This window comes from Micromonospora sp. NPDC005174, assembly GCF_040608495.1.
In the GTDB taxonomy this organism is placed as follows: Bacteria; Actinomycetota; Actinomycetes; order Mycobacteriales; family Micromonosporaceae; genus Micromonospora.
Window position 1 is genome coordinate 54,837 of sequence record NZ_JBEXIJ010000017.1, and the last position, 14,262, is coordinate 69,098.

A 14,262-nucleotide genomic window follows, 5' to 3' on the forward strand; every position below is an offset into this window, starting at 1 on the left:
TGGACGTCCATGACGCGTATCCGCACGGTGGTCGCCGCCGTCCTGGTCGGACTGACCCTGACCGTGTTCGCCGCTGCCCCGGCGGCCGCTCAGGCTGCTCAGGCCGCCCGGGCAGGGCAGGCCGACAAGCTCAAACTCATGGTGGCCGGCGACGGCGCCGAGGGGGTCACCATCCAGGCCACCTACCCCGACGGGCGTCGGCTGGACCGGGTGGTGCGACTGATCCTCACCGCCACCGGCCCGGACGGGCAGGAAATCGGGCCGGTGCAGTTGGAGCCGCAGCCTGAGGGGCAGGGCTTCTACAGCAGCGGTCCGGTGCTCACCGCCGGCACCTGGAAGGTCACGGTGAACTCCCCCGCCCCACTGCCGGGTGAGGCCACCGCAACGGTGCAGGCCCGTGCCGCGCAGTCTCCGCCCCCGCCGGAGCCGGTCGCGGTGACCAGAACGGCTGACGGCGCGGGCGGCACGGGCTGGTGGCCGTACGCGGCGGCCGGCCTGGTCGTCGTCGCCCTGGCGATGGGGGTGGCCATGCTGTTCGGCCGCCGCCGCACCACCATCTGACCGACTCGTGATCGACTCGGCTTCCCTGAGGTCGGGGTGTCCCGCGCAACAGGTCACCCCGACTTCAAGGAACGCGAGTGGATCAAGCGCGGCGAGCCGTCGAGCGACGGAACCGGGACGGCACCGGGCTCAGAGGATGTCGCGCAGGGCCGTCAGGTCGTCGTCGGTCGGCTCCCAGGTGCCGGCGGCGGCGTTGGCGTGCACCTGCTCGGCGGTGGTGGCACCGGCGATCACCGAGGTCACCGCCGGCTGGGCGGCCAGCCCACCGATCGCCACCTGGAGCATCGTCAGACCCCGCTCGTTCGCGTACGCCTCGATCGCCTCGATGGTGTCCCAGTCCGCGGCGGCGAGCCGGTCGGCGTACCGGCCACCGCCGGAGAGGCGGCTGCCGGCCGGCGGCTGCTCGCTGCGCTTGTACTTGCCGGTGAGCAGGCCGTTGGCGAGCGGGAAGAACGGCAGCATGCCGAGGCCGAACCGCTCGCAGGCCGGGATCACCTCGGCCTCCACCGAGCGTTCCAGCAGGCTGTAGTGGTTCTGCGCGCTGATGAAGCGGGCCCGGCCGTTGGACGAGGCGACCCAGTCCGCGTCGGCGACCTGCCAGCCGGCGAAGTTGGAGTTGCCCAGGTAGCGCACCTTGCCGTCGCGGACCAGGTCGTCCAGGGCGGCGAGGGTCTCGTCGATCGGCGTACCCGGGTCGGGCTCGTGCATCTGGTAGAGGTCGATGTGGTCGGTGCCGAGCCGACGCAGCGACGCCTCGACCGCGCGGGCGATGTAGCGCCGCGCGCCCCGGGCGCCGAAGTCGGGCCCGTTGAGGCCGTTCATGTCCATGCCGAACTTGGTGGCCACCACGACGTCGTCCCGGCGGCCTTTGAGCGCCTGCCCGAGCAGCTCCTCCGAGCCACCCTGCGGTTCGCCGTAGATGTCGGCGGTGTCGAACAGGTTGATCCCGGCGTCCAGGGCCGCGTCCACCACCGCTCGCGTGCCGTCGAGGTCGAGCTTGCGGCCGAAGTTGTTGCAGCCGATTCCGACGACGGACACCACGAGCCCGGAGTCGCCCAGCCGGCGATAGGTCATCTCAGTCACGAGATCCACCCTATGCCGGCCGGACGCCCTCCTGCCCGACGACCGATCAGCCGACGTCCCAGACGGGTTCCGGGGTCTCCACCACTTCGTTGTCACTGCGGAACAGCACGAACCGGTCGAAGGAGCGGGTGAACCACCGGTCGTGGGTGACCGCGATCACCGTCCCCTCGAAGGCGTTCAGGCCGACCTCCAGCGCCTCGGCGCTCGCCAGGTCGAGGTTGTCGGTCGGCTCGTCGAGCAGCAGCAGAGTCGCCCCGGACAGCTCCAGTAGCAGCACCAGGAAACGGGCCTGCTGCCCACCGGAGAGGGTGCCGAAGCGCTGGTCACCCTGCCCGGCCAACTCGTACCGGCTGAGCACCCCCATTGCCGCGTGCCGGTCCATCCCCTGGCGGTGCTCGTCACCCCGCCACAGGATCTCGACGAGCGTCTTCCGCATCAGCTCCGGTCGGTCGTGGGTCTGCGAGAAGTGCCCAGGACGGACCCGCGCGCCGAGCCGGGCCACACCGTCGTGCGCCACCGGGGCGAGCGCACCCGCGCCGTCGACCGGCCCGTTCGCCGGGTCCGGGTCGCTGCCACCGCGCGCCAGCAGCCGCAGGAAGTGCGACTTGCCGGTGCCGTTGGCACCGAGGACCGCCACCCGGTCGCCGTACCAGATCTCCAGGTCGAAGGGGAATGTCAGGCCGTCCAGCTCGAGCTTGTCGCAGACGACCGCGCGCTTGCCGGTCCGCCCGCCGGTCAGCCGCATCCGGATGTCCTGGTCCTTCGGGGGTACGGGCGGAGGCCCGGCCTCCTCGAACTTGCGCAGCCGGGTCTGCGCGGCCTGGTAGCGCGAGGCCAACCCGTCGTTGTACGCCGCCTTCTGCTTGTACATCAGCATCAGCTCGCGCAGCTTCTGGTGTTCCTCGTCCCAGCGTCGGCGCAGCTCGTCGAGGCGGGCGTGCCGGGCGACCCGCGCCTCGTACCAACTGGCGAAGCCACCGGGGTGCACCCAGGCGCTGCCGCCCTCGACGGCCACCACCCGGTCGGCGGTCTGGGCCAGCAACTCGCGGTCGTGTGAGACGTAGAGCACCGACTTCGTCGACTCGCGCAGCCGCGCCTCCAGCCACCGTTTGCCGGGCACGTCGAGGAAGTTGTCCGGCTCGTCGAGCAGCAGCACCTCGTCCGGGCCGCGCAGCAGCAGCTCCAGGGCGAACCGTTTCTGCTGCCCGCCGGAGAGCGTGCGCACCGGCCGCTCCCGAACGGCGTCCCACGGCTGGTCGAGCACGATGGTCGCGACGGTGTCGAACAGCACCTCGGCGTCGTACCCGCCGGCCTCGCCCCAGGCGCCCAGCGCATCGGCGTACGCCAGCTGTGCCTTGCCCGCGGTGTTGCTGAACTTGCCGTGGGCCTCGGCCGCCCGCATGGCCGCCTCGGTTTCGCCGAGCCGGCGGCCGGCGTCGCGCAGCGCCGGCGGGGCCAGCGACAGGGCGAGGTCGTGCAGCGTCGTCTCGTCACCGATCATGCCGATGAACTGCCGCATCACGCCCAGCCCGCCGGCGCGCGCGACGCCGCCCGTCTGGATCGGCAGGTCACCGGCGACCATTCTCAGCAGCGTCGTCTTGCCCGCGCCGTTCGGCCCGACCAGGGCGACCTTGGCCCCCTCACCGACCCGGAACGACACGTCGGCGAAGAGTTCCCGACCGTCCGGCAGGCTGTGCCCGACCGCTGCCACGTCCACGTATCCCACGCGGGGATACTGCCCCAGCCGGGGCCGCCAGGGACATCCAATTACCGGGTGACGCGCAGCACCCGGAAGCCCTTCTGGCTGGCGTGCCGCTCGACCTGCCAGCCCTGGTCGGTGAGCCAGCGTTGGAGCGAGTCGCCGCCGAGGTGCCGGGCGACGACCAGCCACCCCACGCCGTCCGGGGCGAGTCGGGGCAGCCAGCGCAGCAGCAGCTCGTGCAGCTCGTCCTTTCCGATGCGGATGGGCGGGTTGGACCACAGCTCGGCGAACGTCAGATCCGCCGGTACGTCGTCCGGCGCGCTCACCCGGACCCGGTCGCCGGCACCGATCCTCGCCGCGTTGGCGGTGGTGAGGTCGCGGGCGCGGGCGTTGACGTCGACCGCCCAGACGGTGCTCGCCGGTGCCACGTCGGCCAGGACGCACGCGATGGGGCCGAACCCACAGCCGAGGTCGAGCAGGTCGCCGGTGGTGTCGGCGGCGGGCAGGTCGGCCTTGCGCAGGAGTACGGCGGTGCCGGGGTCGAGACGGCTGGCGGAGAAGACACCACCGGCCGAGACGAGCCGGTAGTCGCGGTCGGCGACGGAGAATTCGACCTCGCGCGCCGGTGCGTCGCTGGCGGGCTGCGCGGTGAAGTAGTGGTCGCCGGTCACGCGGCAATTCTCGCACCGGCTCCGGCGGGTCACGACACTGCCCACACCTACATTTCCCCAATATTATCCCCTAAAGGGACAATCACTCCTACTCTGGGCGACATGGTGTATCGGTACGAGTCCGAAGAGGACGCATTCGAGGACCCCGAGCCCGGGTCCGACCTGGACGTGCTCGGCGCCGGTCCGCCTCCGCCAGCCGGCCCCTCACCGTCGCGGTTCCCCGCGCCGTCGCTGCCCCGACCCAACCAGTTGGTGCTGCCGTCGACCCAACCGCCGCCGCCCGCCCGCGTCAGCGCCCCGATCGCGGCTCCCCGCAGCCAGGTCTACACGTCGGCCCAACCGGTGGAGACGCCCGCGCGGCGCGGAGGCGGGAGGCTCTGGCAGGTACTGGTCGGCGGCGCAGCCGTCCTCGTGCTGCTCGCGCTCTGCGGTCTGGGCGCCGCCGCGCTCCTGGCGGATCGCGATCCGGACCCTCAGCCCACCCCGACGTACCAGCCGAACGCCTCCGCGTCGGCTCCCGCCCAACGGCAGGATCTGGACTCCCGGTTCACCGACCAGGCGCCGCTCACCGCGAAGGAACTCTTCCCCGGCAAGGAGCTCAAACTTGCCGACGGACAGGCCGCCTACCAGGTGCTCAAGACCCAGTCCAGCGGCAGTTGTGCCGTCGCCGCCACCGACGAGGTCGCCAACCTGCTGGTCCTGCTCGGCTGCAACCAGGTCGTCCGGGCGACGTTGCGGGCCCCCGGCGGCGACCACCTGATCACCACCGGCCTGTTCAACCTCACCGACAAGGTCAGCGCCGAGCGGGCTCGGGACCGAATCCGGCAGATCCTCGACGACCGGCAGGGTCGGTTCCGTGGCCTCACCGACGGCGCCGACACCGACGCGCTGACCAGCGCCCCGGCTCGGGTCGGCTGGCAGGTCCGGGGCCACTACCTGGCGTACGCGCTGGTGGTCCGCGCCGACGGCACCGCGGTCAGGTCCGGCGACACCAGGATCCGGGAAATCCTGTTCGACATGATCGAGGTACACCTGAGCCGCGGTGTCCTGCAACGGCGAGCCGAGACCGGCACGGCCGAGCAGCCGACGCCAGCGCCCACCCAGGGAAGCGGCAGCCAGAACGGCAGCGGGGACGACGATCTGCCCGGCGACTGATCCGTCACCGCGTCTCAACGGGTGTGCCGCCGAGAAGGTGGCACACCCGTCGTCGTCCCGGCCCGGCCCGCGTGGGTCCCGGTGCCGATCGGATGCAGCAGTCGTCAGCCCTCGACCGGTACGCGCAGCCGACGCGTCAGGTCCGCGCGTCGGGCGTAGTCGGCCGGGTCGTCCGGGTAGCCGACCGCCACCAGCGTCAACCCGTGCGCCGGAGCCACCGTCACCTCGCTGGAACGCTCCTGCCGGTCGAGCAGACTGCCCGGCCACCGCACCGGCCGGCGACCGTCGCCGGCCGCGAGCATCGCCCCCACGAGACTGCGCACCATCGCCTGGCAGAACGCGTCGGCCTGCACGGTGGCGACCAGGACGCCGTCCGGGTCACGCCGCCAGTCCAGTCGGGTCACCTCGCGCAGCGTCGTCGCGTTCTCCTTGCGCCGGCAGTACGCGGCGAAGTCGTGCTCACCCACCAGACCCTCGGCAGCGGTGTTCAGGGCCGCCAGGTCCAGCGCGCGCGGCCAGGCCAACACCTCGTGCCGGCGCAGCGGCTCCGCGCCGTACGGGGCGTCGGTCACCCGGTACTCGTACCGTCGGAAGGTGGCCGAGAAGCGGGCGTCGAAGTCGGCGGGCACCTCGGTCATCGCCCGCACCCGCACGTCGGTGGGGAGCAGCCGCGCCAGCCGGCGCAGCAGCCGTCCCTCGTGCTCCCGCCACACCTCGACGGGCAGGTCCAGGTGGCAGACCTGACCGGAGGCGTGCACCCCGGCATCGGTCCGACCCGCGACGGTCAGACCGGTCGCGGTGCCCGCTCCCAGGACCAGATCCAGGGTCTCGACGAGCACCCCGGCGACGGTCCGCCGCGTCGGCTGGGGCGCCCAGCCGGAGAAAGCCGCGCCGTCGTACGAGACGTCCAGCCGCAGCCGAATCCGCTCGTCCACCTCGTACCTCCTGTTACGGGTCGGGCCCGACACCCCGAAAGGGGTGCCGGGCCCGCACTGATGCCCGAGGTCAGGCCTTGTTCTCCTCGGTGGCGAGGTCGCTGTCCTCGCGCGCCTCGGCGGTGTCACCGGAGGCCGACACCGGCGCCTCGGAGTCCTGGTCGACGTCGGCCGACTTCGGAGCCTCCTCGGCCGGGGCGAGCGCCTCGACCTTGTCCTGCTGCGCGGCCTTGCGGGCGGCGGTCTTCTTGTTCGCCTTCGGCTCGGCGACCTGAAGCTCCTCCACCAGCTCGATGATGGCCATCGGCGCGTTGTCACCCTTGCGCGGACCGGTCTTCACGATCCGGGTGTAACCGCCGGGGCGGTTGGAGTACCGGGGCGCGATCTGGTCGAACAGGGCGTAGACGACGTCCTTGTCCTTGACGACACCCAGCACCCGCCGCCGCGAGGCGAGGTCGCCGCGCTTGGCCTTGGTGATGAGCTGCTCGGCCAGCGGACGCAGCCGCCGGGCCTTCGTCTCGGTGGTCTGGATCTTGCCGTGCTGGAACAGCGCGGTGGCCAGGTTGGCGAGCATCAGCCGCTCGTGCGAGGGGCTGCCGCCGAGGCGGGGGCCCTTGGTGGGCGTGGGCATTTTTGGTGCTCCTCAGTTGTGGCGGCAGCGCGGACTAGAGCTGCTCGGTCTCGCGGTAGTCGTCGGTGTCGTAGTCGGCCTCGCCGAAGGTGTCCACGACGTGCGCCGGGTCGAAGTTCGGAGCCGAGTCCTTCAGCCCGAGACCCATCCCGGCGAGCTTCATCTTGACCTCGTCGATCGACTTCTGACCGAAGTTGCGGATGTCGAGGAGGTCGGCCTCGGTACGCCCGATGAGCTCACCAACGGAGTTGATGCCCTCGCGCTTGAGGCAGTTGTAGGAGCGGACGGTCAGGTCCAGCTCCTCGATCGGCAGAGCGAGGTCAGCCGCCAGCTGGGCGTCCTGCGGGGACGGCCCGATGTCGATGCCCTCAGCCGTCTCGTCCAGCTCGCGGGCCAGCCCGAACAGCTCCACCAGCGTCGAACCGGCGGAGGCCAGCGCGGTGCGCGGGCCCATCGACGGCTTGGTCTCGACGTCGATGATGAGCCGGTCGAAGTCGGTGCGCTGCTCGACGCGGGTCGCCTCGACGCGGTAGGTCACCTTCAGCACCGGCGAGTAGATCGAGTCCACCGGGATGCGGCCGATCTCGGCACCGGACTGCTTGTTCTGTGCGGCCGTCACGTAGCCCCGGCCCCGCTCGACGGTCAGCTCCATGTCGAGCCGGCCCTTGCCGTTCAGGGTCGCGAGCTTGAGGTCCGGGTTGTGCACCGAGACGCCGGCCGGGGGCTGGATGTCGCCCGCCGTCACGTCGCCCGGGCCCTGCTTGCGCAGGTACATGCTGACCGGCTCGTCGTGCTCGGAGCTGACGCACAGCTCCTTGATGTTCATGACGAGCTCGACCACGTCCTCCTTGACACCGGGGATCGTGGTGAACTCGTGCAGCACGCCGTCGATCTTGATCGAGGTGACCGCCGCACCCGGGATCGACGACAGCAGCGTGCGCCGCAGCGAGTTGCCCAGGGTGTAGCCGAAGCCCGGCTCGAGCGGCTCGATGGCGAACCGCGACCGGGTCTCGTTGATCGACTCCTCGGAGAGGGAGGGTCGCTGGCTGATGAGCATGTTGTCTCTTCTCTTCCGGGACGCCCGCTATTTGACGTCCGCGACACAAACTGTTCCGGTGGCCCGCCCCGAAGGGCGGACCACCGCAACGAGCCCGACTACTTGGAGTAGAGCTCGACGATCAGCTGCTCCTGGACCTGCGTGTCGATGACCTGCCGGGCCGGGAGGGAGTGCACGAGCACCTTCATCTGGCTGGGGATAGCCTCCAGCCAGGCCGGCACCGTCTTCGAACCGGCCTGAGCCTGCGCCACCACGAACGGGGTGAGCTCCTTGCTCTTACCCCGGACCTCGATGATGTCGTGCTCCTTGACGCGGTACGACGGGATGTCGACCTTCTTGCCGTTCACCGTGAAGTGACCGTGCTTGACCAGCTGGCGGGCCATGTCCCGCGAGTGGGCGTAGCCGGCCCGGTAAACGACGTTGTCCAGCCGCGACTCGAGGATCTGCAGGAGGACCTCACCGGTCTTGGCCTGCTTGCCGACGGCTTCCTCGTAGTAACCGCGGAACTGCTTCTCCAGCACGCCGTAGACACGACGGGCCTTCTGCTTCTCACGGAGCTGGAGCAGGTACTCCGTCTCCTTGGTGCGGCCGCGGCCGTGCTGCCCGGGCGGGAACGGCCGGGACTCGAACGGGCACTTCGGACCATCGCACTTGCTGCCCTTGAGGAACAGCTTCATCTTCTCCCGCCGGCAACGGCGGCAGTCTGCACCGGTGTAACGAGCCATCTCTCTCTACCTCTCAGACCCGGCGACGCTTCGGCGGACGGCACCCGTTGTGCGGCTGCGGGGTGACGTCGGCGATCTGCCCGACCTCGAGGCCCACGGCCTGCAGCGAACGGATGGCGGTTTCCCGGCCGGAGCCGGGGCCCTTGACGAACACGTCGACCTTGCGCATGCCGTGCTCCATGGCGCGACGCGCGGCGGCCTCGGCGGCCAGCTGCGCGGCGAACGGAGTCGACTTGCGGGAGCCCTTGAAGCCCACCTGGCCAGCGGAGGCCCAGGAGATGACCGCACCGGTCGGGTCCGTGATGGACACGATGGTGTTGTTGAACGTGCTCTTGATGTGCGCCTGCCCGTGGGCGACGTTCTTGCGTTCCTTGCGCCGGACCTTCTTTACAGCGGCTCCGGCACGAGCCTTCGGTGGCATAAGTCTGTGCGCTCCTAGTTGACTTTCCGGACTGGGTTGCGGCTTGGCCCGCCTCGACGGCGGCCGACCCCGTCATCCGGGTAAGAACTACTTCTTGCCGGGCTTCTTCTTGCCGGCGACAGTCCGCTTCGGGCCCTTGCGGGTCCGCGCGTTGGTCTTGGTCCGCTGGCCACGCACGGGCAGGCCCCGGCGGTGCCGGATGCCGGCGTAGCAGCCGATCTCGACCTTGCGGCGGATGTCAGCGGCGACCTCGCGGCGCAGGTCGCCTTCAACCTTGTAGTTGCCCTCGATGTGGTCGCGGAGCTGCACGAGCTCCTCGTCCGTGAGGTCCCGAGCGCGCTTGTCCGGCGAGATGCCGGTAGCGGCGAGTGTCTCCAGGGCGCGGGTGCGACCGACCCCGAAGATGTAGGTGAGCGCGATCTCCATCCGCTTCTCGCGGGGGAGATCCACGCCGACTAGACGTGCCATGTGCGGGCGTACTCCTCGTGATGTGTGGCGGAGGTGTGGACCCGTCCCACCCCGCTACCGGCCGTCCCGTCCTTCCGACGCTGTCAGCGCCGGCGACCGGGATCGGTCGCTGCCCAAGCGGGCCCCGGCCTCCGACCGGGGGTCAACCACGACTGAGTACGCGCTGCGTACCGCTCGCGGCTGGGACGAGCATGTGCTGTGCTGCCTGGATCTGCGGCCGGGACCGATCCGACCGGCCGTATCACGGCCGGTGGGACTGAGTCAGCCCTGGCGCTGCTTGTGGCGCGGGTCGCTGCAGATGACCATGACCCGGCCGTGCCGGCGGATAACCCGGCACTTGTTGCAGATCCTCTTGACGCTCGGCTTGACCTTCACGGTTGCCTTACTCCCCATCTGGCCCGGGGACGCGCCATGCGCGACACCGGACGTCGAAGACGGACACGGGACTTCCCGGCCGTCGTCAGGACTACTTGTAGCGGTAGACGATGCGCCCGCGGGTCAGGTCGTACGGCGAAAGTTCGACGACGACCCGGTCCTCCGGAAGGATGCGGATGTAGTGCTGCCGCATCTTGCCGCTGATGTGAGCCAACACCTTGTGGCCGTTCGCGAGCTCTACCCGGAACATGGCGTTCGGCAGGGGCTCGATGACCCGACCCTCGATCTCAATGGCTCCGTCTTTTTTCGGCATGTCCTCCGCTGTCCTGACGTCGATTGCTCCGGGCGGCCCACAACGTCTTACACGGAAATCTGATCAGAATCAGAAGCCCGCGCCAGCCGCGGCTCCAGCTCCCACCGAAGCGCAGGGTGGGCATGCCGGAGTGGACGCTGTGCGCCGATCTGAAAGTGTACGCCCGCCTGCGGGCCGTCGCAAAACCGGCCACCCCACCCGCGCTCAACCGCGCCGCCAAACCGCGTTGATCATGTAGTTGTTGCCCTCAATCACGGCGTGTCGCGACAACAACTTCATGATCGACGGTGGGGGTGGGTGGGTGGGTGGGGCGGTGGGTGGGGGGTGGGTGGGGGGTGGTCGGGCGGTGGGTGGGGTGGTCAGGGGGTTCTGGGGGTTCTGGGGGGATCGTGTGGTTCGTCTGGGTCGGTGGCTCGCAGTTCGCGGCGGCGCTCGCGCTTGGCTCGTTTGCGCTGGCGGCGGCGCTCCCGCTCGATGGCCTCACGTCGTGGCTCACCCCGGGTCAGGCCCGCGACCGTGCGGATCGCCAGCACCGCCCCCCACGGCCCGGCCACCCAGACCGGCCAAAAGTACAGCAGCTCGCCACTGAGCAGGGAGGTCACCGCCCAGACGGTCACCACGACGGCAATCACCCGCAGGTACGGCAACCAGACCTCAGCCAACCACCGGGCGGTCACCCTGCGCACCACACCGGCGGCCGGCTCGTCGGGACTGCCGACCGGCACACCGGCGGCCGGCACCGCCTCCAGGGCAGACCGCTGCTTCGGCATCACCGGCGGCAGATCGGTCAGCAGCGCGTCCAACTCGCCGTACGTGCGCGCGGCAAACGCCCGTTGCAGCCGCTCGTCGTACTCGTGCAGGTCCAGACGGCCCTCGTTGAGCGCTAAGCGCAACCGCTCGGCCACCGTCTCCCGGTCCGCGTCCGCCGCCCGCATCTCGTCGCGCCCGCCCATGCCGGCAAGCATGCCACCGCCGCGCCAGCGGTGCCCGACCCGCCGGGCGGCCCCGGGACCACATCGTCGATCTCAGGGTGATCCAGCGATCTGATGCCGCCACAGCGGCGATACGGAGTCGATCGACACGCTGGCGCTGGCGTCACGCGGCGAGGGTCGCCGGCGGGGCCGGAGGTCAGGAGGTCGTCGACTCGGCGGGCTGGCGGGCCGTCACGAGGCCACCCAGGCGGGCTCGGCCCCCGTCGAAGGCGGTGAGCACCCAGACGCCGTCGGGCAACAGCGCCATCGAGTGCTCGACGTGCGCCGCGATCGACCCGTCCCGCGTGACGACCGTCCAGCCGTCGGCCAGTTCGACCGTGCGCGGCGAGGCCATGGTGATCATCGGCTCGATCGCCAGCGCCATGCCGGGGACCAGACGCGGCCCCTTGCCCGGCCGGCCATGGTTGAGCACGTGCGGATCCTGGTGCATCTCAGTGCCGATGCCATGCCCGCCGTAACCGTCGACGATGCCGTAACGGCCGCCCTTGCGAACGGCGGTCTCCACGGCGTGCGAGATGTCGGTGAGGCGGCCCTTGCCGTTGGCCGCACCGCGGGCAGCGGCGGCGATGCCGGCCCACATGGCGTCCTCGGCGACCTCGGCCATCTTCAGCAGCGCCGGATCGACGTCACCGACCCCGACGGTGATCGCGGAGTCGCCGTGCCAACCGTTCAGCACCGCGCCGCAGTCGATCGAGATGAGATCGCCGTCGGCCAGGACCTGGTCCGGCGCGGGGATCGCGTGCACGATCTGCTCGTTCACGGAGGAACAGATCGACGCCGGGAAGCCGTGGTACCCCTTGAACGACGGGACGGCACCCGCCTCCCGGATCGTCGACTCGGCAATGGCATCCAGATCGGCGGTGCTCACGCCCGGCGCCACCGCCTCGCGCATGCGACGCAGGGCCTCGGCGACCACCAGACCGGCGGCGCGCATCATCTCGATCTGGTCAGGGGTCTTCAGCTGGATGTCCAGCTGGGGACGACGCATGGAGCGGTTACCTTTCGTTGCCGAAACAGCGGGGCACGTCTCGCGTACCCCGCTGTTCGCACTCTATCCGCCGCGATGCGGCGGGACCTCAGCCGCCGTACGACCGCAGCGCGTCGATGGCCCGGGTGGTGACGTCCTCCACGGGGCCCGTGGCGTCGATCCCGACCAGCTTGCCCTGGGCGCCGTAGTAGTCGACCAGGGGGGCGGTCTTCTCGCTGTACTCCCGCAGACGGGTCGCGATGGTCTCCGGCTTGTCGTCGTCGCGCTGGAACAGCTCGGCGCCGCACCGGTCACAGATGCCCGGACGGGTGGTGGCGTCGAACTCGACGTGCCAGATCTTGCCGCAACCCCGGCAGGTACGCCGGCCGGAGAGCCGCCGGATCACCTCGTCGTCGTCGACCACCAGCTCCAGGACCAGATCCAGCGCGGTGCCCAGGTCAGCGAGGAGCTTGTCCAGAGCGGCGGCCTGCGGAGTGGTCCGCGGGAAGCCGTCGAGCAGAAAGCCCTCGCTGGCGTCGGGCTCGGCCAGCCGATCCCGGACCATGTTGATGGTGACCTCGTCCGGGACCAGCTCGCCAGCGTCCATGTAGCGCTTTGCCTCGACACCGAGTGGCGTGCCCTGGGTGACGTTCGACCGGAAGATGTCCCCGGTCGAGATCTTGGGCACCGAGAGGTGTGCGGCGATGAACTCGGCCTGTGTGCCTTTGCCCGCGCCGGGCGGGCCAACCAGAACGAGTCTCATCTACCGCAGGAACCCTTCGTAGTTCCGCTGCATCAGTTGGCTCTCGATCTGCTTCACGGTCTCCAGACCGACGCCGACCATGATGAGCACAGCGGTGCCACCGAACGGGAAGTTCTGGTACTGCTGGTTGTCCAGCCAGATGAAGAAGAAGTTCGGCAGGATCGAGATGATGCCCAGGTAGAGCGCGCCCGGCAGGGTGATCCGGCTGAGGATGAAGTCCAGGTAGTCGGCGGTCGGCTTGCCCGGACGGATGCCCGGCACGAACCCGCCGTACTTCTTCATGTTGTCCGCGACCTCGGTCGGGTTAAACGTGATCGACACGTAGAAGTACGTGAAGAAGATGATCAACAGGAAGTAGACCGTGATGTAGATCGGGCTGGCCGGTGCGACCAGGTTGTTCTGGATCCAGGCCTGGATCTTGCCGGGGTCGTTCTGGTCGAAGAACTGGAGAGCCAGCTGCGGTAGGTAGAGCAGCGACGAGCCGAAGATGACCGGGATGACACCCGCCTGGTTGACCTTGAGCGGGATGTAGGTCGAGGTGCCGCCGTACATCCGCCGGCCGATCATCCGCTTGGCGTACTGCACCGGGATCCGGCGCTGCGCCTGCTCGATGAAGGTGACCGCGGTGATGACCACCAGAACCAGCGCGATGACCAGGGCGAACATGTCCCAGCCCTTGCTGGTCTTGATCTGCCAGCCCTCGCCGGGCAGCCGGGCCGCGATCGAGGTGAAGATCAGGACCGACATGCCGTTGCCGACACCGCGGTCGGTGATCAGCTCGCCGAGCCACATGACCATGCCGGTGCCGGCGGTCATGGTGATCACCAAGATGGCCAGCGTCAACCAGTCCGGGATGCCGGTGCCCTCGGGGATGATCGGGAACTGGTCGCAACGGTTCTGGAACAGCTGGCCGGAACGGGCCAGGGCCACGAACGCCGACGCCTGGAGCACACCAAGGCCCAGCGTCAGGTAGCGGGTGTACTGCGTGATCTTCGCCTGGCCGGCCTGGCCCTCCTTGCGGAGCTGCTCGAGGCGCGGGATCACGACGGTCAGCAGCTGCAGGATGATCGACGCGGTGATGTAGGGCATGATGCCCAGCGCGAAGACCGAGAGCTGGAGCAGCGCCCCGCCGGAGAAGAGGTTGAGCAGATTCAGCGGGCCCGTCGTATCGCCCGAGATGGAGTCAAGGCACTTCTGCACGTTGCCGTACGAGACGCCCGGGCTGGGCAGCGTGGCACCCAGCCGGTAGACCGCGATGATGCCTACTGTGAACAGCAGCTTCTTGCGCAGGTCAGGCGTACGGAACGCACTGAGAAAGGCGGACAGCAACTTCTTCCTCCTGCGCGAGGCGGGCCGCCGGTGATCCCTGGCGGGTCGGGGTGCATCCCGGGCGAGTGCCCGGAATCCATGGCTGGGATGGGACTCTAACAGCCCTGTCCCGCT

The 14,262-nt window shown here is 69.8% G+C and carries 17 protein-coding genes; 2 read left to right on the plus strand and 15 right to left on the minus strand.

Features of this window, described 5'->3' with window-relative positions:
- The first annotated feature begins 9 nt into the window (after positions 1–9).
- Positions 10–561 carry a hypothetical protein gene (locus ABZU91_RS19580; protein ID WP_355242106.1) on the plus strand — a complete coding sequence of 184 codons (552 nt, stop codon included), beginning with the start codon at positions 10–12 and terminating at the stop codon, positions 559–561.
- 129 nt (positions 562–690) lie between these two features.
- On the opposite strand, the gene ABZU91_RS19585 is transcribed toward ABZU91_RS19580, so the two are convergent.
- From ABZU91_RS19585 to ABZU91_RS19595, 3 genes are read right to left on the minus strand one after another with little or no spacing between them, the layout of a single operon-like run.
- On the minus strand, positions 691–1,653 hold the full coding sequence (locus tag ABZU91_RS19585; RefSeq protein ID WP_355242109.1) for an aldo/keto reductase: 963 nt from the start codon (positions 1,651–1,653) through the stop codon (positions 691–693).
- A gap of 37 nt (positions 1,654–1,690) precedes the next feature.
- Positions 1,691–3,370, minus strand: coding sequence for an ATP-binding cassette domain-containing protein (locus ABZU91_RS19590; protein WP_355242112.1), 1,680 nt, complete (start codon positions 3,368–3,370; stop codon positions 1,691–1,693).
- Positions 3,371–3,411: 41 nt separating this feature from the next.
- Positions 3,412–4,017: a methyltransferase gene (locus ABZU91_RS19595; protein ID WP_355242115.1), complete on the minus strand. Its 606-nt coding sequence runs from the start codon at positions 4,015–4,017 to the stop codon at positions 3,412–3,414.
- Positions 4,018–4,119: 102 nt separating this feature from the next.
- Here ABZU91_RS19595 and ABZU91_RS19600 point away from each other — a divergent pair, with 102 nt between their 5' ends.
- A complete protein-coding gene (locus tag ABZU91_RS19600; RefSeq protein WP_355242118.1) occupies positions 4,120–5,172 on the plus strand; it encodes a hypothetical protein in 1,053 nt (350 codons plus the stop codon).
- A 104-nt stretch (positions 5,173–5,276) separates the two neighbouring features.
- On the opposite strand, the gene truA is transcribed toward ABZU91_RS19600, so the two are convergent.
- The 12 genes from truA to secY form a co-directional block, all read right to left on the minus strand.
- Positions 5,277–6,107, minus strand: a complete 831-nt coding sequence (gene truA, locus ABZU91_RS19605; protein WP_355242121.1) for a tRNA pseudouridine(38-40) synthase TruA — start codon at positions 6,105–6,107, stop codon at positions 5,277–5,279.
- Between the two features lie 70 nt (positions 6,108–6,177).
- Entirely contained in the window at positions 6,178–6,738 is a 561-nt protein-coding gene (gene rplQ, locus ABZU91_RS19610) for a 50S ribosomal protein L17 (protein ID WP_355242124.1), read from the minus strand.
- A gap of 34 nt (positions 6,739–6,772) precedes the next feature.
- Positions 6,773–7,795 carry a DNA-directed RNA polymerase subunit alpha gene (locus tag ABZU91_RS19615; RefSeq protein WP_007465227.1) on the minus strand — a complete coding sequence of 341 codons (1,023 nt, stop codon included), beginning with the start codon at positions 7,793–7,795 and terminating at the stop codon, positions 6,773–6,775.
- Positions 7,796–7,893: 98 nt separating this feature from the next.
- Positions 7,894–8,520 (minus strand): 30S ribosomal protein S4, encoded by a 627-nt coding sequence (gene rpsD / locus ABZU91_RS19620; protein WP_007465229.1) that lies wholly within the window; start codon positions 8,518–8,520, stop codon positions 7,894–7,896.
- 13 nt (positions 8,521–8,533) lie between these two features.
- Entirely contained in the window at positions 8,534–8,941 is a 408-nt protein-coding gene (rpsK, locus tag ABZU91_RS19625; RefSeq protein WP_030329919.1) for a 30S ribosomal protein S11, read from the minus strand.
- Between the two features lie 87 nt (positions 8,942–9,028).
- Positions 9,029–9,409 carry a 30S ribosomal protein S13 gene (gene rpsM, locus ABZU91_RS19630; RefSeq protein WP_007465236.1) on the minus strand — a complete coding sequence of 127 codons (381 nt, stop codon included), beginning with the start codon at positions 9,407–9,409 and terminating at the stop codon, positions 9,029–9,031.
- A gap of 261 nt (positions 9,410–9,670) precedes the next feature.
- Positions 9,671–9,784, minus strand: a complete 114-nt coding sequence (gene rpmJ / locus ABZU91_RS19635; protein WP_043965539.1) for a 50S ribosomal protein L36 — start codon at positions 9,782–9,784, stop codon at positions 9,671–9,673.
- Between the two features lie 91 nt (positions 9,785–9,875).
- Positions 9,876–10,097 (minus strand): translation initiation factor IF-1, encoded by a 222-nt coding sequence (infA, locus tag ABZU91_RS19640; RefSeq protein WP_007073013.1) that lies wholly within the window; start codon positions 10,095–10,097, stop codon positions 9,876–9,878.
- Positions 10,098–10,456: 359 nt separating this feature from the next.
- Positions 10,457–11,032: a DUF1707 domain-containing protein gene (locus ABZU91_RS19645; protein ID WP_355242358.1), complete on the minus strand. Its 576-nt coding sequence runs from the start codon at positions 11,030–11,032 to the stop codon at positions 10,457–10,459.
- A 193-nt stretch (positions 11,033–11,225) separates the two neighbouring features.
- The gene (map, locus tag ABZU91_RS19650; protein WP_355242131.1) at positions 11,226–12,077 is read right to left on the minus strand and encodes a type I methionyl aminopeptidase; all 852 of its coding nucleotides are present in this window, start codon (positions 12,075–12,077) and stop codon (positions 11,226–11,228) included.
- An 88-nt stretch (positions 12,078–12,165) separates the two neighbouring features.
- Positions 12,166–12,819: an adenylate kinase gene (locus tag ABZU91_RS19655; RefSeq protein WP_088950228.1), complete on the minus strand. Its 654-nt coding sequence runs from the start codon at positions 12,817–12,819 to the stop codon at positions 12,166–12,168.
- The gene (gene secY, locus ABZU91_RS19660; RefSeq protein WP_355242134.1) at positions 12,820–14,148 is read right to left on the minus strand and encodes a preprotein translocase subunit SecY; all 1,329 of its coding nucleotides are present in this window, start codon (positions 14,146–14,148) and stop codon (positions 12,820–12,822) included. It abuts the gene before it with no gap.
- Between the last annotated feature and the right edge of the window lie 114 nt (positions 14,149–14,262).